The sequence below is a fragment of the Nonomuraea sp. NPDC005983 genome, from assembly GCF_040614375.1.
GTDB lineage: Bacteria > Actinomycetota > Actinomycetes > Streptosporangiales > Streptosporangiaceae > Nonomuraea.
Window position 1 is genome coordinate 47,433 of the sequence record NZ_JBEXUP010000030.1, and the last position, 23,042, is coordinate 70,474.

The following is a 23,042-nucleotide window of genomic DNA, read 5'->3' on the forward strand; positions in this document are numbered from 1 at the left end:
GCGTGGCGGGCTGGTTCAGCCCGCCACCCGGATGCTGGGAACGTTCCGGACCGGGAAGTTCACCGAGTTGGCCACGAAACAGGCTTCGTGCGCGTCGTGGTGCAGCGCGGCGGCCTTGTCGGCCATGTCCGGGTCGGACACGGTCACCACCGGGTTCAGGACGACCTCGGTGAACCGGCCGCTGTTGCCGGGGGCCTCCTGCATGCGTCCGCGGGCGGTGTCCTCGTAGGCGGTGACGACCACGCGGTGGCGGGCGCACAGCGCCAGGTAGGTGAGCATGTGGCACTGCGACAGCGAGGCGACCAGGAGGTCCTCCGGGTTCCAGCGCGCCGGGTCGCCGAGGAAGGCCGGGTCGGAGCTGGCCTTGATGACCGGTTTGCCCTCGGCCGAGACGTCATGGGCCCGGTCGTAGGCGCGGTAGCCGGAGCCTGTGTCGCCCGTCCACCGCACGGTGACCTGGTAGTCGTGTTCCTTGCTCACTCGTGTGCTCCTTCGGGTCGTTCGGGCTGGGCGGAGAGCGTCGCCATGATGTGGGCGCGGGCGGCGGCAACGGCGGCGTCGGGGGCCCCCGCGGTGATCGCCTCGATCAGCGTGCGGTGCTCATCGTCCACCTGTGCCGGACGGCTCGGCGCGGTCAGCGAGGTGCGGGTGGAGACGGTGATCTGGTCCCAGACCCGGTCGAGCACCTCCAGGGCCAGCGGGTTGTCGGCGAGGACGGCGACGTGCCGGTGGAAGGCGCGGTTGTGCAGCACGCCGGCCGCGAGGTCGCCGTCCCTGGTGGCCCGGTCCGCCTGGTCGGCGTACTGGACCAGGCGGTTCAGCGCGGCGGGCGAGATCTCCCCCGCCTGCTGCCGCCGCGCCGCCAGCTCCGCGGCGAGCCCTTCCAGCGAGGCCCGGACGAGGTAGGCGTCGCGCAGCGCCTTGCCGCCGAGCTCCACCACGGTCATCCCGCGCCGCCCGCCGCGTACCAGCCCGTCGCTCTCCAGCTTCCGCAGCGCCTCGCGGATCGGCGTGCGGCTGACCTCCAGCCGCTCGGACAGGTCGAACTCGGTGACCCGCTGCCCGGGCAGGTAGGCCCCGGACACGATCAGCTCGCGCACCCTGTCATAGGTCGTCTCCACAGCAGCCTCCTTTTGCATGCAATGTATACCATGCATGCACGCAAGGATCGAGAACGGTGCCGTCGTGCCTACAGGCTGCGAAGGAGCTGGAGCGCGTCGTGGGAGGTGGTGCCGGGTGCGGCGGTGAAGAGGATGATCCGCTGGTCGAACACTTTCGCCACCAACACGCTGCAGTGGGCCGCGTCGATCAGGGCCGAAGGCGTGGTGCGCGACCCGTTCCCGGAGGCGCAGGTGGCCGCGGTCCACGAGGCCGACATCGCGGCGGTCGCCGTGCGGGCGCTGCTGGATCCCGGCCACCAAGGGGCCGTGCATGTTCTGACGGGCTCGCGGTCGGTGACCCAGCGGGAGCAGGCCGAGCTGATCGGCGCGGCCATCGGGCGGCGGGTGGAGTTCGCCGAGCTGGACGTGGAGGACTATCGCCGGACGCTGGCCCGATGGGGTCCTCTGGAGGTCGCCGACGCCCTCGTCCGCCACATGGTCGAGGCCGTGGACCGTCCCGCGCTCGTCACGAACGCCGTCCAGGAAGTGACCGGCAGGCCGGCGCGCTCCTTCGCGGAGTGGGCCACGGACCACGCCGCCGACTTCGCCTGATCCACTGCTGGGCCGCGCCGGCCGCGGTCGAGATCACGGGGTCCCAGCAGTAACCGCCGAAAATCGGGCGGATATAGCTGAGTAGGCTTCTGAGCTTTGTATCTGTGGGGCTGGCCGGAGGACGTTCTTGGCGACGCAGGTGTTCGCGGATGAGGAGCTAGAGCGGCTGCGGGGATTCCCGGAGATCGGTCGAGACGAGCTATTTCGGTTCTTCACCCTGACATCAGCTGATGTCGCGCTCGCTTCGTCCCCGCCGAGGCCCCGGACGGCTTCGTGCCTACGAAGTGGCGCGGTTACCTGGAGGCCGCCGCGAAGTCCGGCAACGCCCGCGCTTGTCGGCACTACTGGGAGCTGTGCACGCTGCTGGCGCTGCGGGACGGGCTGCGATCCGGAGACGTGTTCGTGCCAGGTTCGCGTCGTTACTCCGACCCGGCCGCCTATCTGCTGACCCCCTGCAAGTGGGCCGACCAGCGCGCGGAGTTCTGCCAGCTGGTCGGCAAGCCTGCCGACCCTGCCCGCGCGCTCGCCGCGGCGGAGGACGAGCTGGGCGAGGTGGAAGAGGTCCTGGCCGCCGGGGACGGCCCGGTGCGCCTCGATGAGGGCGGTGACCTGGTGATCTCGCCGCTGACCGCCGAGGACGTCCCGGCCGAGGCAACGGCGCTGACGGCTGAGCTGACCGAGATGCTGCCGTTCGCGCCGATCGTGTCGCTGCTGATCGAGCTGGGCAAGCGCACCGGCTACCTGGACTGTTTCACCCACGCTGGCGGCAAGCAGGCCCGCAGCCCGGAGTTGAAGCGGAACCTGATCGCGGTGTTGATCAGCCACTCCACCAACCTCGGCCTGACGCGGATGGCCGACGCCTGCGGGATCTCCTACGACGTGCTGGCCTGGACCGCCGAGTGGTACGTGCGGGAGGAGACGCTGCGCGCGGCGAACTTGGCCATCATCGGCTATCACCAGCGGCTGCCGCTGACCCCGGTGTTCGGTACTGGGAGCGAGCTGGCCCAGCTTGGCCCCACTGGCTATCGGCCGCTGCGGGTGCGCGACACCCTCTTCTGAGCCGCCGAGTCGGCAAGGACGCTGTCGTTCGGGCATCTGCTCAAAGGAAGAGTCGGGCAGTTTGATCAGGGCGGGCAGGCAGCGGGCCGACCTACGTCACGCAGAATTCGTTGCTCTCGGTCCTGCATGATTCACTGCACGCCCTCTACTGGACGCCTCGCAGGAGGCGGTGACGGTCCTGCGCCAGGCCCTCCCGTCACCGTGATGAGGCGATAACTGGTTTCAGATGCGGGGCCGAAGGGTGCGCCGGACGGCGAGGCCGCCCAACGAGAGAGCGGGGATGAGCAAGATTCCCGCCTCGGCCCATTGGAACTGCCAGAACCTGTCCGCGGGGTGAAACTCGGTCACCTGTCGATAGCCGTGGCCGAAGGAGCATCTGGCGTACTTCTTGGTCGTTTCGTCTGTCCCGCAGGGGCCGGCGAGCGCGAGCTCTCTCTCCTGAGCGGTGTACTTCACGCCGCTTCTGTCGATCCAGTAGCTCGTCACGTGCAGGGAGTCATCCGGTTCGGGCTCGTCCATGACCGTGGCCTGCACGACTCGTTCCGGTGTCGCGTAGGAGGATGGCGCCCTGAGGAGCCCGAAGAATGCTAACGCGCACACCGCCAGGGTCACCGCCATCGCCGGCAGGGTCCGCCGGAACAGTGCGCCGGCGGTCATGCCGAGCACGAACGCGGCCAGCCACCACGCCGCTGGCATGATGCCGACAACGCGGAACCAACTCATGTCGAAGCGGTCAACGTTGTGGGGGGGGACGTCGAAGGCGGCCAGCCACGGCTCCACGATGCCGGCCAGCGCCAGCCCGCCGAGCGTGACCGCGGCACCGAGCCCGACGATCTTGGCCGCCAACCAGCGCCGCCGCGTCACCGACTGGGTCCAGGTCAGCTGGTGCGTGCCCTGCTCGAACTCCCGGGCCAGGAGCGGAGCGCCCCAGAAGGCGCCGATCATCGCCGGGGCCAGCAGCGGAAGCCAGCTGAGGAGTTCACCCACCGACCGTATGCGCTCGTTCATCTCCACGAGGTAAGCGCTGCAGACGGGCGTGTCCGCCACGCAGTCGGCCGCCGGAGCGTTCTGGGCGGCGAAGTCGGCCGCGCCCGCACCGTTGATGAGCAGAACCGCGCCGAGGACGGCCAGCAGCGCCGTGGTGACGAGCACCTGCATGCGGTGCTGCCGCCAGGTAAGCCACAACACTTCCAGGTCTCCTTAGCGGTCAGAAATGGTCAAGGTCGGACGAGGCAGTGAGGTAGTGTCGGGGCGGCGCAGGTAGGCCAGCACCAGTTCCTCCAGGCTCACACCGGACGCACTCCATCGCGGGTCGTGCAACGGAGTTCCCGGGCCGGTGCGGACCAGCAGGTCGGCCTGCCGTTCGCTGCGGCTGTCGCTGATCACCGGCATCCGGGCCGCCATCCCGTCGGCCAGTTCGGCCGGACCGGACATCATCCGGTGGGTGGCGAGCAGCTCGTCGACCTCGCCGCTGATCTGGACCTGGCCGCGGTTGAGCACCACCAGCCAGTCGCAGGCGTTGGTCAGGTCGGACACAACATGGGAGGACAGGACGACGGTCATCTGCGTCTCGGCCACCGCCGCCATCAGGGAGCACATGACGTCGTGCCGGGCCACTGGGTCGAGGTTGGCCAGCGGCTCGTCCATGACCAGCAGATCCGGCCGCTTGGCCACGGCGATGGTCAGCGCGACCTGCGCCTGCTGACCTCCGGAAAGCTTGCCGACCTTGCGGTTCAGCGGGATATCCAGTTCCGCCAGCCGTTGCCGGGCCAGGGCGTCGTCCCACCCCGGATTGAGGTGGCGTCCGAAGCGGAGCATCTCAGCGACGGTGAAGCCGTCGTAGAGGGGTTTGTCCTGGGCCAGGAACGCCACCCGCGCGAGGGCGGCTGCCCGCTGGCCGACCGGTTCGCCGAAGACACGCACGCTGCCCCGGGTGGGGGCGATCAGGCCGGCGACCAGGTGCAGGAACGTGGACTTGCCCGCGCCGTTCGGTCCGACGAGCGCGACCACCCGGCCGGCGGGGACGGACATCGTGCACTCGCGCAACGCCCACGTGCCCCGATACCGCTTGGCGAGCCTCACGGCCTCCAGAGCCGTCGGGCTCTGTGCGGGGGCGGTGAGCTCACCGGATCCGCCGCCGAACATCCTCACTGTCCGATCCGCTGTCATGCGATCCCCTCCTGGACGGAGTCGGCGAGCACCGAGGCGAACAGCGCCTCCATATCCCCTTGGTCGAGCCCCGCTTCACGGCAGTCGTGTACCCACCGGGCGAGGTCGCGGCGGAACCGGGTGTGATCGGCCGTGGATCCGCTGCCCAGGGACCGCCGCACGAACGTGCCCAACCCGGGCCGGCCGACGACGAGGCCCTCGTGTTCCAGTTCGCGGTAGGCCTTGGCCACGGTGTTCGGATTGATCGCGAGGTCGCTGACGACCTCCTTGATCGTCGGCAGCCGATCGCCCGGCATGAGCACACCGAGCCGCAAGGCGTGTTTGACCTGATGCACCAGTTGCAGATATGTCGCCACACCAGAGCTTGGATCGAGGCGAAGCTTGATCACCACAATACCCTTTTCCTATTGGATTAGTAAAAGGGTATTAGCGCCCATGATCTTCGTCAACTCGGCCTCCTGGCCTCTCGCGCGGGTCGTGGTCGCCTCTTCCCAAGAGCCCCAGATTCGGCCCGCACTGCCAGCCGCAAAGGGGTCGCCGTCGCAGTAGCTGGTGAACTGCAGCAGGTCGCCGCGGTAGGCGCGGATCGTCTGGCCGGAGGCGCCGGCGTTGCGCTTGTCGGTGAGGAAGTCGTCCAGGTGCACCGCGAGCGGATGGCCGCGGCCGAGCTGCTCGGCGATCACCTCGTCCACGACGTGGCCGTCTAGAACAGGATCGCTGCCGTTCCCGGAACCGGCTTGGTTCCGGGAACGTGACTTCCGCAGCTCGGCAACCGGCCCCACTGTTTTCCATTCCCGTGTTCTCCTGGAGGGGCCTACGCCTCTCACCTCTCTGGAGGAACGCGCGTGCAGAAAATGCCCCCGACAGCGGAACGGCTTGTCCGGCTCACGTTTACGGGACCGGCTGGCAGCGGCCCGCCGCGGTGGTCGACGAAACCAACTGCACGGGGACCGGCCAGCAACTGCAGGAAAAGGGCGAGACGGTCCTGGCCGTCCGTGCCAGCATGCTCGATCATGTTGGAATACGAGACGAGCGACGAGACATTGGCCGTCATCGCCAGCCTGCACGGGATCACCGTTGAGCAGGTGCGGCCACTTCCCACAGGGGTGGCCAACCGCGTCTTCCTTCTCGGAGATGACCTGGTTCTGCGCATCCCGCGGACTAAGCAGTTCCTCCCGGACCTGGTCAAGGAGGTCGCAGTCATCCCCGCCGCCCTGCACGCAGGCGTGCGGACACCGGAAGTCGTCGCCTTCGATGACACCTGTTCGGTGGTGGACGTGCCCTACATGGTGCTCGCCCGAGCGCAGGGAGTAGATCTCGCACGCCTCGAACTGCCCTTCGCCAACACCGACCATGTCTTCCACCAAGTGGGGCGGGAATTGGCCAAACTGCACCGGCTATCTCCGGCCACCGCACTTCATCTTCCTGCCGTCCCCGTGGAGAACGACACCCCAGACCCCTGGGCACTCACCAACCGCCTTCTCATGGCAGGGTGGATCGACGCCGAGGCCGCCCGCTGGCTCACCGGCTGGTTCGACCGGCTCTCGGCACGTCTTCCTGCGGACCCGCCCTTGGTCCTGGTGCACGGCGACATCGCTCCGCAGAACCTCCTTGTCTCCCCGGAAACAGCCCAGTTCAACGGGATCGTGGATTGGGGCGATGCCCAGTGGGCCGACCCTGCTGTGGACTTCGCCAAGATGCCCCTGACCGGCATCCCGGCCATGCTCGACGGCTACCGACAGGAAACCGGCGAGGGGACCTCAACGAGCACATCGGCCTGGGACGCTCGCGTGCTGTGGTTCCACCTCATCTGGGCCCTCGGACGTCTGGCAGATCCCGTCCCGCGCCCGGGCGAACGCCACTGGACCGCCCCTCCAGCCAGCCGGCTCCTGGGCCTGCTCCGCTTCTTCGCCTCAACCCCGCCAACCCCCTGGGCCGATCTGGCCTGATCCAACGGATAGGTGTCGCGATGCGCCGACAGGATGGGTGAATGGCGGTGCTTATCTGAGGTTCTGTGGGCTGGTCGCAGGCTGAGGCCGGTTGGGGTGTTCACGAGTAGGGCTGGCCTGGGATGGAGGAGAGGTGAGGAAGATCGCTTCCCGGAAGAGATGTGATCGTTTCCCAGGGTGGGGATCTGCGTAGCGGAGGCCGTCATTCCTCACGGGACGGTTTGTAGGCCTTCAAGGGCCTGTACGGAGTTGAGATCAGGGAGATTCGCCTACGCCTTGGCCGGGATCCTGGTAGGCCATCGTCATGGCCCGTGGAGACCTCACCGACGAGGAATGGTCCTTGATCGAGCCTCACCTGCCTCTGGGTGAGCGGGGCCCGATCCCGGACCTGCGGCAGCAGTTCAACGCCGCGATGTGGCGCTTCCGTACCGGGAGCCCGTGGCGGGACCTGCCCGCCGAGTACGGGCCGTGGTCCACCGCCTATGACCGGTTCCGATCCTGGGCGAAGACGGGCGTCTTCGAGCAGCTGATGCAGGCGCTGATCGCCGAGGCCGCTGCCCGAGGGCAGGTCGACCTTGACCTGGTCAGCGTGGACTCCACCACGGCCCGTGCCCACCACCACGCCGCTGGGATGGTCCTGGACGGCGAGTTGGTGAAGGCGTTGGAGGAGGCCACCGAGCAGGAAAAGGGGCTCCGCCAAAGGGGCAAAACCCCCAAGACGGCCGGGGCGGCGAGCCCGACGAAGACGGGAACGGGGATGGGGACGGACGCCGTCGGTTACGACTGCGGCGCAGAATACGACTGAAGGCGGCTGGGCTGGGCCGCTCGCGGGGTGGGCTGACCAGCAAGGTCCACCTGTCGGCCGACCGGCGATGCCGTCCGCTGTCCTTCGTCCTGACCCCGGGCCAAGCCGGCGACAGCCCGCAGTTTCGCGCCGTGCTGTCCCGGATCAGTGTCCGCCTGCCTGTCGGCCGCCCGCGCACCCGGCCGGGCGCGGTGGCCGCTGACAAGGCCAACTCCTCCCGCGGTAATCGCGCCTACCTGCGCCGACGCGCCATCAAGGCGGTCATCCCGGAGAAGCGCGACCAGGCGGCCCACCGCAAGAAGCGCGGCTCCCGCGGCGGCCGCCCGATCAGCCATGATCCCGATCTCTATAAAGAGCGCAACACGGCGGAACGCTGTATTAATCGGATCAAGGAGTGGCGAGGGCTGGCCTTCCGCTTCGACAAGACTCCCGACAGCTACCTCGCCGGCCTTCATCTACGCGGAGCCATCTTGTGGATTCGAAGCCTTCAACCCATCTGAAGATCTGAAGTCCGTACATGCCCTAGGTCGGGATGTGAGGGCGTTGTTTGTGGTCAGGCGTATCGGCTGAGCCAGTTTGCGCACAGGTCTGTCCAGCGGTGGGTTTCCGGGTTCTCTTCATCGAGGCCGAAGCCATGGCCGCCGTGTGGCAGGACATGCAGTTCCACGGGTACGCCGAGGTCGGCCAGTGCTTGGGTCAGGAGGAGGGAGTGGCGGACGGGGACGACGGTGTCGTCGGCGGCGTGGATGGCCAGGACCGGTGGGGTGTCGCGGGTGGCGATCAGTTCGATGGAGACGGCGTCGCGCTGGGCCGGGGTGGGGTCGGCGCCGAGTAGCGGGTCGTGCCCGGACGCGTTGGAGCCGGGGGTGTAGAACGAGCGCCAGGATGATGCCGGGTACAGCAGGACTGCGAAGTCCGGCCGCGCGTTGGGGGCAGGTCCGGGTTCGGCGGCGACATGGGCGGCGAGGTGGCCGCCTGCGGAGAAGCCGAGGACTCCGAGGCGCGCGGGGTCGAGGTGGTAGTGCGCCGCGTTCTCACGCAGGTGGCTCAGCGCGGCGCGGGCCGTGTTGAGCGGGAGTGGGTGCAGGCGGTCCAGGCCGACCGGGTAGTGCAGGACGAAGGCGGCGTAGCGGGGGTCGAGGTGCAGCGGAACGAAAACGTACGCTAAGCCCGTTCTCACAGGTCAGCCGTGGCATCTGAACGCCGGCTTCCTGCGGCTCGACTGCGTGCGACCCAACGACCGGCTGCGTGCCTACTACCGCGAGTGGGGCTTCGCATACCGTGGCGACGTCGCCGTCACGGGCGCACCCCGGGCAGCGCGACAAGGAGGGACCGATCACCTGGGTCAGCCGCTACGAACGGCCGCTCCAGGGCGGGCAAAGAGGCGCTAAAGCGATGCTCTAGCGTGATCGCCATGAAGGCGGCCCGGTATCTGTGCTGGCTGGCCTGGGCGCAGAAGGGCCAGGTCGCTCTGGGCGCGACGCTGGGAACCCTCTGGATGGTGGGCCTGACGCTCCCGCCGTACCTGCTGTCCAGGGCGATCGACGACAACCTGGCGCCCGGCTGGGTGCTGGCGCTGCTCGGCGCGGGCCTGGTCAACGCCTGGCTGGCGATGTTGCGGCACCGCACGATGACCAAGATCCGGATGGACGCCAACTTCCGCACCGTGCGCGCCCTGGTCGAGCAGATCAACAAGCTGGGCGCCGACCTACCCAAGCGCGCTTCGACGGGCGACGTGGTGACGATCGGCATCGGCGACGTCATCACCATCGCCGCCTCGCTGACGGTGACCGGCCCCGGCGTAGGCGCGGTGATCAGCTACGGCGTAGTGGCGGCACTGCTGCTGCAGGTCTCCGTGGTGCTGGCCGTGGTGGTGCTGCTGGGCGTGCCGCTGCTGGCGATCCTGCTCGGCCCGCTGCTCGGGCGGCTGATGAAGGTGCAGAACGGCTACCGCGAGAACCAGGGCAGGCTGACCACTCGCCTGGTCGACCTGATCGAGGGGCTGCGGGTGCTCAACGCCTTCGGCGGCAAGGGCACCTACGCCGAGCGGTACCGCGCCGACTCGGCGAGCCTGCGCGAGCAGGGCTACCGGGTGGCGTCGCTGACGAGCTGGATCGGCGCGCTGGGCACCGGATTGCCCGCCCTGTTCCTGGCCGCCGTCACCTGGCTGGGCGCCCGGCTGGCCGCCGACGGGGCCATCACAGCGGGCGAACTGGTCGGGATATACGGGTACATCGCCATGCTGGTGGTGCCGGTCTCCTCCTTCATCGAGGGCAGCTTCCAGATCAGCCACGGCCTCGTCGCCGCCCACCAGGTCACCCGCTTCCTCGCGCTGCGCACCGAGGAGCGGCCCCGGCCCGCCGGGCCGGAGGTCGCGCCGGGGAGCCTGGTGGGGCTGGTCAGCGCCCGGCCCGAGGAGAGCGTGGCGCTGCTCGAAGGGCTGGGCGGGTTCGACGGCACCTCCCTGATCACCGACCACGACGCCGCCCTGTTCGCGGGCACGCTGCGCGAAGTCCTCCAGGGCCGGGGCGAGGCGGACGACGAGGCCATCCACCGGGCCGTGCACATCGCCGCGGCGCAGGACGTGGTCGCAGGGCTGCGCCACGGGCTCGACTCGATGATCGAACCCGGCGGCCGTAACCTGTCGGGCGGCCAGCGTCAGCGCGTACGCCTGGCCCGAGCGCTGCTGGCCGAGCCCGAAGTGCTGCTGGCCGTGGAGCCCACCTCCGCGCTGGACGCGCACACCGAGTCCCTCCTCGCGGGGCGGCTCCGTACGGCACGCGCCGGCCGTACGACGGTCGTGGCCACCACCTCGCCGCTGCTGCTCGCCCAGGCCGACCAGGTGCTGTTCATCGAGGACGGGCGGGTGGCCGCCACCGGCACCCACCGCGAGCTGATGGAGTCCACCCCCGCCTACCGATCGGTCCTCGCATGAACCGCGACCTGCCCATCGCCGACCGCCAGCAGGTACGGCGGGCCGCCCTGCGCCTGGTCAGGCGCGACGTGCCCGGCTTCACCGCGACGCTGCTGCTCAACAGCCTGGCTGCGGCCGCGGCGCTGGTCAGCCCGTGGTTGCTGGGCCGCATCATCGACGCCATCAGCGCCGGAGACACGGTCGACCTGCTCGCCGCGATCGCCGTGGGCGCGGCGCTGGCCCAGCTGGTCCTGTCCAGGTACGCCGAGAAGATCGGCACCCGCTTCAGCGAGCGTGTCCAGGAACACATCCGCGCCGAACTCCTTGACCGCGTGCTGGCCCTGCCCGCCGCCACCGTCGAGCACATCCGCACCGGCGACCTGACCGCCCGCGGAACCACCGACGTGGCCGTCGTCGGCCGCACCCTGCGCGACGCCGCCCCCGCGATCCTCGTCTCGAGCCTGCAGGCGCTCTTCCTGATCGTCGCCGTCTTCCTGGTCGACCCGGTCCTGGGCGCCTGCGGCCTGCTCGCGCTGGCCGGCATCGTGGCCGCCTCCCGCTGGTACCTTCGCCGCGCCCGCCCCGCCTACCTGGAGGAAGGCGCCGCCCGCTCGGAGCTGGCCGAGCACCTGGCCGCCAACGCCGCGGGCGCCCGCACCATCGAGGCCCTGGGCCTGCAGGCCAAGCGCACGCGGGCGGCGGAACGGGTGATCGAGCGCAGCCGGGTCGCCCAGCTGCGGACCCTCTTCCTGCGCAGCGTGCTCTGGCCCTCGGTGGAGGTCTCCTCGCTCCTGCCGCCCATGCTGGTGCTGCTGCTCGGCGGGGTGCTCGTGGACCGCGGCCAGGTCACGCTGGGCGCGGTCGTGGCCTGCGTGCTCTACCTGCGCCAGCTCGGCCAGCCGATCGAGACGATCCTGATCTGGCTGGAGCAGCTGCAGAGCAGCGGCGCCTCCTTCGCCAGGATCGAGGGCTTGGCGACGCCGGTGCGGGAGGAGGTCGCCGGCGCGGTGCCCCAGGGCAACCGCATCGAGGCGTGCGGCGTGCACTTCGCCTACGAAGGCGGCGACGAGGTGGTAGTCGGCGTCGATCTGACCGTACGGCCCGGCGAGCGCCTGGCCGTCGTCGGCCCCTCGGGAGCCGGCAAGTCGACCCTGGGCAAGCTGCTGGCCGGCACCGACCGCCCGCGCCTGGGCACGGTAACCGTCGGCTCGGTGCCCGTCGCCGATCTCTCCCCCACCCAGCTCCGCGAGCACGTTGTCCTGGTCACCCAGGAACAACACCTGTTCCTCGGCACCGTCCGCGACAACCTGCTGCTGGCAGATCCGACGGCCGGCGACGACCGCCTGGACAAGGCGCTGGCGGCGGTCGGCGCCGACTGGGTCGCCTCGCTCGACGACGAGCTGGGGTCCCAGTCGTCCGGCGCCACCCTCGGCCCGGACCGGGTCCAGCAGCTCGCCCTGGCCAGGGTCATCCTGGCCGACCCGCACACGGTCATCCTCGACGAGGCCACCGCCATGCTCGACCCCCGTACGGCCAGGCGCGCCGAACGCTCGCTCGCCGCCGTCCTGGAGGGGCGGACCGTCATCGCGATCGCCCACCGCCTGCACACGGCCCGCGACGCCGACCGAGTGGTGGTCATGGACAACGGCCGGGTGGTGGAGGTCGGAGCCCACGACGAGCTGGTCGCGGCGGGCGGGGTGTACGAGGCGCTGTGGAGGTCGTGGCACGGCTCGCGAAGTGTCGGCGCCGAACACGATTCTCCGCCGCGCTGACCGGTGAACCCGGGAGACGGTCAGACCTCGGCGCCGGAAGATCGGGACGCGGGCTCGAGCGTGGAGTGAAGGGGGTCCCAGTAGTAACGACGCAGGAAACAACGGATATGCAGGTCAGCGACCCACCTTCCAGCTGTGCTGGAAGGTTCTAAGGGAGCTCTGACCTGCATATCCGTTGAAAGTTTCGCCGATATTACCGGGACCCTGTTCATCGGCAAGGGCCTGCACGATCTCCTCTCCTTAGGCGAACACCGAGAAGATCAGACCAGGGAAAGGCGGGAAGATGACCGCATGAGTCCCTCGGCCGCCGCGCGTAGTCGCATGCCAGGACCCTGAACCTCGACCTTACAGAACCCGCCGGGCTGACGCGGAACAAGATCGCCCTCACCACCTGGCGGCTACTCAACGATTGAATGATCCCTCCCCGGGATGGACACTCGTGGCAGGCTTTTACCCCCCGAGGAGATCCGATGCTCGCAGAGGCTCTGTCCGCTCTGGCCGCCACCGCAGCCACCACCCTGGTGGGCGCGATGGCCACAGACGGATGGGAGAGCGCCAAGTCGGGCTTCTCTCGCCTGTTTTCCAGGCGCGGCCAGGCCGAACTGGACAGGATCGACGCCCAGCTCGACACCAACGCGGGCCGGGTGGCGCGGAAGGACGAAGACCGGGTCCGCCAGGCGCTGATCGGCGTGTGGCAGCTGGAGGTCGAGGATCTGCTCGAAGAGCATCCGGAGCTGGCCGGCGAGCTGCGCGACCTGGTGACCGAGCTGCATGCCGGGCTCCCCGAGAAGTCGATGACGTGGGTGCAGAACAACATCGCCCGCGACCACGGCAGGCTCTTCGCCGCGCAGGGTGGCAACGTCATCATCCACGGCGACATCGACGACCCGGCTCGGTGAACGAGCCGCTCTTCCAGCAGACGGTCCAGGCCGAGGCTGGCTTCGCGTACGGCGTCATTGGCGCGGACCTGCACGTCTTCCAGGACGCGGGTCCCGTCTACACGCTGATCGAGCGGGCAGGACCACCGGCCGTGGACGCCGCCTGGCTGCTCGAACAGCCCAGCAGGCTGCTCGACGCCCGCTACGAGGTCGTCGCCTTCGACGGGCGCGAGGCTGAACTCGCCGACCTGACCTCGTGGCTGGAGGGGCCGCAGCTGGCGGCGCGCTGGTTGCACGGCCCGGGCGGCCAGGGCAAGACCCGCCTGGTGTCCGCGTTCGCCGACCTGGCGGCTGAGCGCGGCTGGAAGGTCGTGACCGCCGCCCACCGTGCCGTCCCCTCTCCCGGCAGCCAGGACCTGCTCCCCGGGGCGGCGCCCGGCCTGCTGCTGATCGTCGACTACGCGGATCGGTGGCCCCTCTCCCACCTGAGCTGGCTGTTCGCCAACGCGCTGCTGCACGCTCCTCGAAGCGCGCGGGTGCTGCTGGTGGCCAGGTCGGTGCGGTCCTGGCCGGCGCTGCGTGCCGTACTGACCGAACATGGCGCGCGAACCGGCGACCTACCGCTCGGACCGCTGCCCCGGACGGCGATCGACCGTGAACGGGTGTTCGCCGCCGCTCACGACTGCTTCTGCGAACGGTACGGCATGGCCGTACCGGATGCGGTTGCCCCGCCTCGCCTCGACGGCCCCGGATTCGAGCTCGTGCTGACCCTGCACATGGCCGCCCTGGTAGCCGTCGACGCGCGGGCCAGAGGCGTCAGCCCGCCCGGCGATCCGTCGGAGTTCTCCGCCTACCTGCTCGACCGCGAACGCCGCCACTGGACAGAGCTGCACGGCAACCAGGCCCTGTCGACACCTCCGCAGGTGATGGCTAGGACGGTGTTCACCGCTGTCCTGACCGGCGCCCAGAGCTACGAGGCGGCGGCAGGGGTGCTGGGCGGGCTGGGCCTGCCGGGGCACCCGCACGAGCTGATCGACGATCATGCCGTCTGCTACCCGCCGGCCGAGCCGGATCGGGTCCTGGAACCGCTCTACCCCGACAGGCTGGCGGAGGACCTGCTGGCGCTGGCCCTGCCCGGCCACGCGGCCGGCGGCGGCGGCGACCCGTGGACGCCGGGCGCGACCGCCGGGCTGCTGGCCCATGACGGCGACCCACCCGCCTACGCGGGACGGGCCATCACCTTTCTCGCCTCGTCGGCCACGAGGTGGCCGCACGTGGGCAAGAGCCTGGCCGACGTCCTTTCCGCGGATCCGGCCCTGGCGCTGGCTGGAGGTGGAGCGGCGCTCACCGCGCTCGCCGAGGTACCGGGCCTCGATCCGGCGGTGCTCGACGCGGTCGAGAGGCTCTTCCCCGAGCGCAGGAACGTCGACCTCGACGCTGGAATCGCTGCCGTCGCCGAGCGCGTCGTCGCCCACCGCCTGGCCACCGGCGTCGACCCGGCCATGCGAGCTGAGCTCCACGCCACTCTCGCGCGCCGCCTGCTGGTCGTCGACCGCACGCAGGACGCGGTCACCCACGAGGAGCGGGCGATCGAGGGCTACCGCGCCCTCGTGGGAGAGGACCCGGCGCGGTTCACGGGCCCCTTGGCCATCAACCTGAACAACCTCGCCAACCTACTCATGGGCACCGATCGCGACGAGGAGGCCATGTCGGCCGTGGAGGAAGCGGTGGACCTGCTTCGCGGCCTCGACGACCCGTTCAACCTGGCGATGGCACTGGGCAACCGCGCGATGCTCGCCTACCAGCTGGACAGGAACAGCGAGGCGATCGAGTCGGCGCAGGAGGCCGTGCAGAACCACCGGCTGGCCGTGGCCGCCGATCCCGACGACCTCGACTTCCAGGGCGGCCTGGCCATGGCCCTGGGCAATCTCGCGTACCTGCGGATGACGCTGAAGCGGGGCGAGGAGCAGGCGATCGAAGCCTCGCAGGAGGCGGTGACGCTGAGCAGGCGGCTGGCCGAGGCGGACCCTGACGCGTTCGGGCACCGGGTGGCGGCGATGCTCGGCACGCACGCCGTCCAGCTGTTCACCGTGGGACGCCACGACGATGGGGTGCGGGCCGCGATCGAGGCCGTGGCGCTGGCGCGTGAGACCGTCGCCAGACACCCGATCCGCTCCTTCCAGTCAGCGCTGGCCAGGAACGTGGTGAGCCTGATGGGCATGTACCAGCGGCTGGAACGGTGGGAGGAGGCCCTCGCCATCGGCCAGGAGCACCTGGTCGCCGTCCGAGACTTCGGCGGTCCCCTGCTCACCAACGTGCTAGTCGGGATGGCGACCATATTCACCGCGCTGGGCAGGCAGGAGGAGGCCCTGCCCTACGCGCGGGAAACAGCGGAGTGGCTGCGCGCGGCCGTCACGGAGGCGGATCCGGCCGATCCGGACGCAGAGGCAGCGGCCAGGCTGGAGCTGGCGCAAATGCTCAACCAGTTCGTCACACTGCTGGTCGCGCTGCGCAGGAAGAAGGAGGCCGTGGCCACGGCCAGCGAGAGGGTCGCGCTCTACGAACGGCTCGTCCAGGACGTCGGCGTGCTTAGAGCGGTGATCGACCTGCATCTGGCCCGCGAGCAACTGGCCAGTGCCCAGGGCAAGCGCAGGCGTGCGGCGGCCGAGGCACGGGAAGCGGCGCGGCTGCAGGACCAGATCGACAACATGTTCCCCAACCTGTTCGCGAACCTCCTCGGCCTTGGCCAGGACGAACCGCGAAGGCGTGCCATGGACCTGCGCACCAAGGTCGACCTGGTGACTGCGCCCGCGCTGGGGGCGGTCGCCTTCGTCCTCAGCTTGACGGCCGGGAGGGGGCCACTGGAGGCGACGCTCAGCGGGGTTGCGGTGGCGGTCCTGTTCTGGCTAGCCCGGCTACGTCCTCGAGGATGAGGTCGGCGCGGCTTCACGACCTTCGCAGGTCGGCCTGCATGTTGAAACGGATGTTCTGGCGACGTCGTTCTCTGCGTAGCCCGCCTGGTCACCTGGAGAGCGAAGCCGAGGCGGTGGTGTGCCCCGCGCCGTTCGGTGACCAGCCCCGGTCCGCGTCGTCCAGCAAGAACAACCGCTCCAGCTCCGCCTGGAGCACCCGAGCACCGGCCGTACCACCTTGGCCGCCCAGTCAGCCAGAGTGATGCCCCTCGGCGCCGCTGTTCATCCGAGACTCTCCGTTCACCTGCCTGATCACACTCTGCTACTGACGTTTAGTGTCGCGAACCGCTGACACTCTCTTGTCGCTCAACGCCCGCGCCCCACGTTCGGCGCAGGCGCGGCTTGATCTTGGAGGGGCTTTGGTTACCAACGAGTTTTGGCCCCACCTCGTCACCGAAGATGGCCGTCCCTCGTCGCCCGGCAACGTGGGGGAACTGGAGGGCACCGCGGGGGTGATCGGCGCATGCGTCCGGGCGTTCGTCTAACGAGAATCTCGGCTGCCCCGCAGTTAACGCAGACGCGCGGAATCCCGACGCTGAGCAACCCGGTCGCACGATCAGAACGTCGTGCGTGTTTCGCTTCGGGGGTCCCCCAGCACCATTCGATCGTCATAGAGCCCAGCGCGTGCCAGGCGACGCCAGGGCCGGGCGAGGCGAACGGATACATCGATGTCCGCGTCTGTCGCATCCAGGTCGATATCCGCCACGGCCAGCGCTGGTCGACTGTTTGCCGGACAGCGCGCGAGCCAGCGGCCGCCTGGTGCGACGATCCCCGATGGCACAGTCGCGCTGAACTGCGCCGGGATGGAGTACCCGATCCAGTAGCCGTACAGCCTCCCGTATGCCTGGGCGACGAGCGCTCGCGCCGCGTCGTCGACCATCACCGACAGCAGCACGCAGTCCACGTTCATGCGCTCGTACTCGGCGAACACCTCGGGGAACTCAGCCTCGATGCACAGCGCGCACCCGAACCGGACGCCGTCGATCTCGAAGACCAACGGGGACGAACCGGGCGAGTACATGAAAGTGACCTCGGTGTTCGACAGGAACCGCTTGTCGTACCGCGTGGCCAGCCGGCCCTGGTCGGAGACCACGTACAGGCTGTTATGCGGCCGGTTCGGCGGGGTCAGCGGGTGGATCGAGCCGAACGCCACCCAGAGCCCAGGCTCCCCCGCCAGGTCGGTGATCGACTCGGCCTCCGCGCGCAGCACGTCCCATGGGACCCGGCTCCAGTCCGGCTCGCCCAGCGTTCCAGGCGGCCCTGAGGACATCACGTGCTTGCTCGGATACGTGATCGCCCCTTCCGGAAACTGGACCAACCGCGCCCCTGCTGCGCAGGCCTCCCGCATCAGAGCGCGCACTTCGGCACCGCTCGCCCGGAGGGTCGCGGGATCGGTCGGATCCTCGGGAACCGTGCTCTGCGCAACCGCCAGCCGCAACGTCCTAGCCACCCGGGGACGATAGGGCATGTGGCGAGTGAGCGCCACCCCGCATGATCTGTCCCACCGCGCCTTGGCGCCGCAGCGCTGCCAGAGGCTAGCCCGAGGCGACCCGGGCGGCGGCGCGGGAGGCCCTTGCGGAGTTCGACGCCCGCCAGGCCGCCGCTGACGCGGCCGACCGCGCCGCGGCCGCCGACGTCACCAGCCAGCGGCAGCGCGAATTCGATGATGCCCAGCGCCGTGAGCGGGAAGCGCTGGCTGCTCAAGCCCGCACGGCCCGGGATGGAACCGATGCCGATGCGTCCATGGACGTCTTCAACGCCATGGCAGAGATCCGCATGGCCGCCTCTCGGGCGCTGTCGCTGCTGCACAAACAGCAGATCCGGTTCACCGCCGACCGCGCCGAGGCCATCGCCGAGCTCTGCGACGGCGCCCTTCCCCGGTCTCCTGCGTCGCACCTCGCTGGTCTGCCACAAGCAGGGGCTCAGAAACACAGCTCGATGCACCCCCTGGGGATTCCGGGCCCATGCAGAAGGGATGAACGGCGGACGCGCCGGCCGATACCGCCCCACGGCCGCCGCTGCCGGGGAACGCCGACCACCTCCTGGTGCTCACCGCGCTTGAGGGACAGGGCCGCGAACCTCGCGCTTATGACTGCCCGGTTCAGCACCGTGCCTTACATGCCTGACAAGATCATATCGCTCTGACCTGCGAGAAGAGGAAAAGACCCAAGATAACGATCGTGTCATCCGCGGTCATGAGCCGGATCTCCAGGTCGGGCCGGTCCGCATCGGGCTCGTCGGCGACCATGAAACTGAAGCGGCCCGGCCCGGTGGATGTGAACAGGCCCGGGGGGCCGGTGACGTTGGTGATCGTGCCGGGCACGTCGTGGAAGGGGGCGCCGTAGCGCAGCCAGTCCTCCACCGCCTGCTGCTCGGGCGAACGGCCGGGACCTCGAGCTGGACCGAGGTGGTGATCGGCCGTAGCCGCAGCGACTCGGCGCAGCGGGGCAGCAGCCGCATCAGCAGGTAGGACTCCTCGTCCAGTTGCCGGTAGTGCACGCAGGCCACCGGCACGGGGCTGTGCAGGTCGCCGTCCCACGCTTGCTCGCGCACGCGGCCGGAGCGTATCTGCACCTCGTAGCGGTAGAAGGGGGTCCACCTCGTTCAGCGCGGCGGCCAGGCTGCGTTGCCGGGTGATGATCGCCTGGAGTAGGTCCTCGCCGGGTCCATACATGGCGACGCACCACGGTCGCACCCGGCTCGAAACGTTCGGACTCATTCATCACATGCGGGACGAGCGGGATCGTTCAAGCTCATGTCGATACGCGTCCAGGACGAGGCCGTGGAAATGGTGGACCGCGTGCTCCGACAACCCGGACCCGTCGGGGTTATAAACGATCTTCCCCTGGGTGAACGCAGGAGTGCGCATCCCGCGCTGGACGCTCTCCACCAAGGAGATGTCCTCCACCTGGAGAACCTCGTCGATGTACCGGATGCTGTCCAGTTCGGCCTCGTTGGGCTCCGTGGTTTCCAGATAGAAGTCCCAGATCTCGCGAGTCCGTTCCGGGCCGTCAGGAATGATCTGCAACACCATGAAATTTCCGCGGCCGGGATAGCGCAGCAGGCAGGTGTTGGGCCACAGCCACCAGACCGCGTGCTCGGTGACCGTCGCCCCCGACACGTCATAGGCGGAGTTGTCCGCTTTCCCCGCCTGGGCCATGTGGCTGGAGTAGATCCCATACGTGGTGACCTTGTAGGTGCTCATGTCGACCAGGGACACGAAGTCCTTGTGGGCCACGTGGCAGTGGTAGCACTCCAGGAAGTTGTCGACGACGTTCTTCCAGTTGGAGGCGATGTCGTAGGTGAGCCGGCGGGCGAGGGTCAGCTTGGCCACGTCCGGCGCCCGCGCCTCGATCCCCGCCTCCAGGCCCCCGGCCTGCTCCGACAGGAGGGCCGCCCCGGGGTCAAGGTTGACGTAGACCATGCCGCCGAACTCGGCGACCTGGATCTGGTCCAGGCACACCGCAGACGCGTCGAAGCCCGGCATGCCGCCAGTGTTGCGCGCCCGACTCAACCGGCCGGTCAGATCGAAGTTCCAGGCGTGGTACGGGCACACGATGCTGCGCCGGACACCGGAACCGGACAGCAGTTCATGCGCCCGGTGCTTGCACACGTTGTAGAACGCCCGCAGCGTACCTGCCTCGTCCCGGACGGCGACGATCGGCATGCCGGCCACTGTGCCGGTCATGTAGCTTCCCGTCTCCCGCAGCTGCTCCACATGGCACAGCCACTGCCACGTACGTGCGAAGATCGCTCGCTGGTCGACGTCGAACCACATCGGATCGGTGTAGGCATCGGCGTGCAAGGACATCGACAGCGCGGGATCCGGGTCGTACCCGGCCGAAATGCGGTCGATTGCGGGGATCGAATCCGGTGTCACCGTACCTCCAATGCAGGCACCAAACACATGCTTGCCCGGGCGGGCATCGAGTGAGACGGCACAGAGGTTCTGCGTTCCAGATTGAGGCTAATGATCCTTCCAGTGAGGATTCAAGGCCCGGCGCCCCTGTATAGGGGTGAACCCCTCCCTGCCAAAATAGACAGAGGTAGCAAACAGGTACAAAAATCTGTGCTGAGGGTGGGGAAGGAGTCATCCCTTCGTGGGAGCAAGCGAACAGGATCCACAGATCCCTGACCCCCAGGTGCGCGAGCGGGCTGGCACCCGCCGCTACACCGCTGCATACAAGGCCCGGATCCTGGAGGAGTACGACCGGCTCGACAAGGCCGGCAAGGGCGCGCTGCTGCGCCGTGAAGGTCTGTACTCCTCGCTGATCTCCAGTTGGAGAACGGCCCGTGACCATGGTGTCGAGCAGGCGCTGGCCCGGCCGGTCGGCCGCCCGAAGGCCGATCCGCGGGACAAGCAGATCGACGCGCTGGAGGGTGAGGTCGAGCGGCTGCGTGCCGAGCTTGGCAAGACCCGCCAGGTGATCGAGGTGCAGGGAAAGCTCTTCGCGCTGCTGGATCAGCTCGCCACCAGCAGCGAGACCCCGCCGGATCGGGGCGAGCAGTGACCGAGATCATCCAGGCCGCCCAGGCCGAGGCGATCGAAGAACTGGCCCCGCTGCTCGGACGCCGCAACGCGTGCACGGCAGCTGGGGTACCGCAGGCCACCTGGTACCGCAAGAACCGCCAAAGCCCAGCGCCCACCCGCCCGGTCGCGCCACGCAAGCCACACCCGTCGGCGCTGTCAAAGGCCGAACGCGACCACGGTGCTGAACGAGCGGTTCGCCGACGCCTCCCCGGCGACGGCCTACTTCTCCCTGTTGGACGAGGGCGTCTACCTGGCGTCGGAATCGACGATGTATCGGATCCTGCGCTCGCACGGCGAGGCCGGCCGCGACCGGCGCCGTCAGGCCACCCATCCGCCCAAGACCATCCCCGAACTGTTCGCCGACGTCCCCAACCGGGTCTGGGCCTGGGACATCACCAAACTCCGCGGCCCGGACAAGGGCGTCTGGTACTCCCTCTACACCATCATCGACATCTACAGCCGCTACGTCGTCGGCTGGATGATCGCCTCCCGCGAATCCGCTGACCTGGCCAAACACTCATCGCACAGACCGCGCGCAAGCACAACATCGACGAAGGAACCCTCACCCTGCACGCCGACCGCGGCAGCTCGATGAAGTCCAAGACCGTCGCCGAGTTGCTCATCGACCTAGGCGTGACCAAGTCCCACTCCCGGCCCAAGACCTCCAATGACAACCCTCACGTGGAGGCGAGCTACAAGACCCTCAAGTACTGCCCCAACTTCCCCGGCCAGTTCGGCTCCATCGAGGATGCCCGACGGTTCTGCCAGGAGTTTTACGTTTTACGCCTGGTACAACCACGAGCACTACCACTCCGGGATCGGCCACCACCCGGCTGACGTGCACTACGGCCGCGCTGCCGCCGTCCGCGATCGGCGGGCCGCCGTTCTGACCGCCGCTCAATCCGCTCACCCTGAACGCTTCACCACCGGCGGCACCCCCACACCGCCCGCCCTGCCCGGTCCCGCATGGATCAACAAGCCCAAGAACGAGAACCGCAAGGAGACCACAGAGAAGCCGACACAGAATTAGCCCAGCTCAACTGCCTTGATCAAATTGACAGGTTCCGGTACCTGCGGCAGGTGCAGAGGATCAGCGAAGAACCAGAGCAGTCCTGCTGCCAGCGAGGCCGCAAGCACCACGATCGCGGCAACGGCCACGATCCGCCACAGTCGCGCTCGCGACGCTCCGGTTGTTGCCTTCGACATGGATCTAGAGTGCCTCCTGAACCGGCACGCGTGGGCCTCATAGTGACAAATGCGTTACCTGTTATCCCGCTGCCCCGAATTAGTCGTCGCGCGGCCTCAACCTTCAGATCCTGTCCGGCATCTGCGCCGGCACCCACCGCCCCAACGGGCAGAGCGTCGCCGACAGGATGCTGTTCATGGTCGCCGCCATGGCCGCTGAGATGGAACGCGACCTCATCAGCGAACGCACCCTGGACGGCCTGGCGGCCGCCGCCGCCCACGGCCGCAAGGGCGGCCGGCCCCCCGCCGTCACCGACGACGTGCTCGCCGCCGCCCGCTCCCGCCGCGAACGCGGCCAGTCCATCACCGTCATCGCCCGCGAGCTCGGCGTGGGACGCTCCACCCTGTACCGAGCACTCGAGAACGACGAACCACCCCCGCCCGCCACGGCCACGCCTGCCACGCCCGCCGAGCCGGTCGTTGGCGGGGACCACAAGCGCGACCAGGTCCCCGCCGAAGCCTTCACACAGGCTTTCGCCGGACGCGACCTCGCATCCGGTTCTGAGACGCCTGCAGACGTCCCCGAACCGGAAGTGCCGACCGCGTCGTCCGAGCCCGCCAAACCGCGCCGGAGCGCGCGTCCCAAGCGCGAGAAGAAGCCCGCCGCCACCGGCGAGGACGCACTGCCGTGGACGAGCGACGCCGACCCCATCCGCCGGCGACGCTGGTACACCGACGACGAGATCAACGCCGTCCAGGTCATCAAGACCGGCCAAGGCGACGGCGCCTGCTGGGTCATCATCGCCGGCGAACTCCTGGGCACCGTGCAGCCCCACCGCACCGGCACTGGCGGCCGCTCCGGCTGGGAAGCCCGTCACCGCAGCGGCTCGCCGGCCTCGCACCTCGGCGGTGGCATCAAAGGCAGCAAGCGCCCCATCACCCGCGACGCTGCCGTCATCGACTTGCTCGCCGACGTCCAGAACGCCTGGCGCAACAACCGCGAGCGCAAGAAGCGCGACGCGGCCCTCCGCCGTCTCGAAGACGGCGGCCGGCCATGAAAGGACGCTCAAGGGGCATAGATCTGTCAGGCGGGGAT

20 protein-coding genes and 2 pseudogenes are annotated in these 23,042 nt (G+C 69.1%); 11 read left to right on the forward strand and 11 right to left on the reverse strand.

What is annotated here, in order from left to right:
* Positions 1-15: 15 nt before the first annotated feature.
* Together ABZ297_RS16365 and ABZ297_RS16370 are read right to left on the reverse strand one after the other, a co-directional pair.
* Positions 16-480 (reverse strand): OsmC family protein, encoded by a 465-nt coding sequence (locus ABZ297_RS16365; protein ID WP_355345872.1) that lies wholly within the window; start codon positions 478-480, stop codon positions 16-18.
* The gene (locus tag ABZ297_RS16370; RefSeq protein WP_355345875.1) at positions 477-1,121 is read right to left on the reverse strand and encodes a GntR family transcriptional regulator; all 645 of its coding nucleotides are present in this window, start codon (positions 1,119-1,121) and stop codon (positions 477-479) included. The genes ABZ297_RS16365 and ABZ297_RS16370 overlap by 4 nt, the downstream gene beginning before the upstream one ends.
* A gap of 123 nt (positions 1,122-1,244) precedes the next feature.
* Here ABZ297_RS16370 and ABZ297_RS16375 point away from each other — a divergent pair, with 123 nt between their 5' ends.
* A complete protein-coding gene (locus ABZ297_RS16375; protein WP_355345878.1) occupies positions 1,245-1,712 on the forward strand; it encodes a hypothetical protein in 468 nt (155 codons plus the stop codon).
* Positions 1,713-1,985: 273 nt separating this feature from the next.
* A complete protein-coding gene (locus ABZ297_RS16380) occupies positions 1,986-2,771 on the forward strand; it encodes a Tn3 family transposase (RefSeq protein ID WP_355345881.1) in 786 nt (261 codons plus the stop codon).
* A 222-nt stretch (positions 2,772-2,993) separates the two neighbouring features.
* On the opposite strand, the gene ABZ297_RS16385 is transcribed toward ABZ297_RS16380, so the two are convergent.
* Genes ABZ297_RS16385 through ABZ297_RS16400 form a run of 4 tightly spaced genes read right to left on the reverse strand, consistent with a single transcriptional unit; the run spans position 2,994 to position 5,632 of the window.
* The gene (locus ABZ297_RS16385) at positions 2,994-3,959 is read right to left on the reverse strand and encodes an ABC transporter permease subunit (RefSeq protein WP_355345884.1); all 966 of its coding nucleotides are present in this window, start codon (positions 3,957-3,959) and stop codon (positions 2,994-2,996) included.
* A gap of 12 nt (positions 3,960-3,971) precedes the next feature.
* Positions 3,972-4,940 carry an ABC transporter ATP-binding protein gene (locus ABZ297_RS16390; RefSeq protein WP_355345887.1) on the reverse strand — a complete coding sequence of 323 codons (969 nt, stop codon included), beginning with the start codon at positions 4,938-4,940 and terminating at the stop codon, positions 3,972-3,974.
* Positions 4,937-5,329 (reverse strand): GntR family transcriptional regulator, encoded by a 393-nt coding sequence (locus ABZ297_RS16395; RefSeq protein WP_355345890.1) that lies wholly within the window; start codon positions 5,327-5,329, stop codon positions 4,937-4,939. The genes ABZ297_RS16390 and ABZ297_RS16395 overlap by 4 nt, the downstream gene beginning before the upstream one ends.
* 15 nt (positions 5,330-5,344) lie before the next feature.
* On the reverse strand, positions 5,345-5,632 hold the full coding sequence (locus ABZ297_RS16400) for a hypothetical protein (protein ID WP_355345893.1): 288 nt from the start codon (positions 5,630-5,632) through the stop codon (positions 5,345-5,347).
* Between the two features lie 351 nt (positions 5,633-5,983).
* On the opposite strand from ABZ297_RS16400, the gene ABZ297_RS16405 reads away from it, so the two are divergent.
* Together ABZ297_RS16405 and ABZ297_RS16410 are read left to right on the forward strand one after the other, a co-directional pair.
* The gene (locus ABZ297_RS16405; protein ID WP_355345896.1) at positions 5,984-6,889 is read left to right on the forward strand and encodes an aminoglycoside phosphotransferase family protein; all 906 of its coding nucleotides are present in this window, start codon (positions 5,984-5,986) and stop codon (positions 6,887-6,889) included.
* Between the two features lie 304 nt (positions 6,890-7,193).
* Positions 7,194-8,194 (forward strand): annotated as a pseudogene (locus ABZ297_RS16410) (IS5 family transposase).
* A 53-nt stretch (positions 8,195-8,247) separates the two neighbouring features.
* Here the strand turns inward: ABZ297_RS16410 and ABZ297_RS16415 are convergent.
* Positions 8,248-8,874 (reverse strand): alpha/beta hydrolase, encoded by a 627-nt coding sequence (locus tag ABZ297_RS16415; protein ID WP_355345899.1) that lies wholly within the window; start codon positions 8,872-8,874, stop codon positions 8,248-8,250.
* Positions 8,875-9,108: 234 nt separating this feature from the next.
* Between ABZ297_RS16415 and ABZ297_RS16420 the strand changes: the two genes are divergently transcribed.
* The 4 genes from ABZ297_RS16420 (at position 9,109) to ABZ297_RS16435 (ending at position 16,191) form a co-directional block, all read left to right on the forward strand.
* A complete protein-coding gene (locus ABZ297_RS16420) occupies positions 9,109-10,629 on the forward strand; it encodes an ABC transporter ATP-binding protein (RefSeq protein WP_355345902.1) in 1,521 nt (506 codons plus the stop codon).
* Positions 10,626-12,380, forward strand: a complete 1,755-nt coding sequence (locus ABZ297_RS16425; RefSeq protein WP_355345905.1) for an ABC transporter ATP-binding protein — start codon at positions 10,626-10,628, stop codon at positions 12,378-12,380. The genes ABZ297_RS16420 and ABZ297_RS16425 overlap by 4 nt, the downstream gene beginning before the upstream one ends.
* A 470-nt stretch (positions 12,381-12,850) precedes the next feature.
* The gene (locus tag ABZ297_RS16430; RefSeq protein WP_355345908.1) at positions 12,851-13,279 is read left to right on the forward strand and encodes a hypothetical protein; all 429 of its coding nucleotides are present in this window, start codon (positions 12,851-12,853) and stop codon (positions 13,277-13,279) included.
* Positions 13,276-16,191 carry a hypothetical protein gene (locus ABZ297_RS16435; protein ID WP_355345911.1) on the forward strand — a complete coding sequence of 972 codons (2,916 nt, stop codon included), beginning with the start codon at positions 13,276-13,278 and terminating at the stop codon, positions 16,189-16,191. Before ABZ297_RS16430 ends, ABZ297_RS16435 begins: the two co-directional genes overlap by 4 nt.
* Positions 16,192-16,786: 595 nt before the next feature.
* Here the strand turns inward: ABZ297_RS16435 and ABZ297_RS16440 are convergent.
* The 3 genes from ABZ297_RS16440 to ABZ297_RS16450 form a co-directional block, all read right to left on the reverse strand.
* Positions 16,787-17,680, reverse strand: a complete 894-nt coding sequence (locus ABZ297_RS16440; protein WP_355345914.1) for a carbon-nitrogen hydrolase family protein — start codon at positions 17,678-17,680, stop codon at positions 16,787-16,789.
* A gap of 681 nt (positions 17,681-18,361) precedes the next feature.
* A complete protein-coding gene (locus ABZ297_RS16445) occupies positions 18,362-18,592 on the reverse strand; it encodes a hypothetical protein (RefSeq protein ID WP_355345917.1) in 231 nt (76 codons plus the stop codon).
* A 360-nt stretch (positions 18,593-18,952) separates the two neighbouring features.
* Positions 18,953-20,110: an SRPBCC family protein gene (locus tag ABZ297_RS16450; RefSeq protein WP_355345920.1), complete on the reverse strand. Its 1,158-nt coding sequence runs from the start codon at positions 20,108-20,110 to the stop codon at positions 18,953-18,955.
* A 220-nt stretch (positions 20,111-20,330) separates the two neighbouring features.
* On the opposite strand from ABZ297_RS16450, the gene ABZ297_RS16455 reads away from it, so the two are divergent.
* Together ABZ297_RS16455 and ABZ297_RS16460 are read left to right on the forward strand one after the other, a co-directional pair.
* The gene (locus tag ABZ297_RS16455; RefSeq protein ID WP_355345923.1) at positions 20,331-20,741 is read left to right on the forward strand and encodes a hypothetical protein; all 411 of its coding nucleotides are present in this window, start codon (positions 20,331-20,333) and stop codon (positions 20,739-20,741) included.
* Between the two features lie 8 nt (positions 20,742-20,749).
* Positions 20,750-21,791 (forward strand): annotated as a pseudogene (locus tag ABZ297_RS16460) (IS3 family transposase).
* Here the strand turns inward: ABZ297_RS16460 and ABZ297_RS16465 are convergent.
* On the reverse strand, positions 21,788-21,967 hold the full coding sequence (locus tag ABZ297_RS16465; RefSeq protein ID WP_355345926.1) for a hypothetical protein: 180 nt from the start codon (positions 21,965-21,967) through the stop codon (positions 21,788-21,790). The pseudogene ABZ297_RS16460 and the gene ABZ297_RS16465 sit on opposite strands and share 4 nt — an antisense overlap.
* 119 nt (positions 21,968-22,086) lie before the next feature.
* Here ABZ297_RS16465 and ABZ297_RS16470 point away from each other — a divergent pair, with 119 nt between their 5' ends.
* Positions 22,087-23,004 carry a helix-turn-helix domain-containing protein gene (locus ABZ297_RS16470; protein WP_355345938.1) on the forward strand — a complete coding sequence of 306 codons (918 nt, stop codon included), beginning with the start codon at positions 22,087-22,089 and terminating at the stop codon, positions 23,002-23,004.
* The last annotated feature ends 38 nt before the right edge of the window (positions 23,005-23,042 follow it).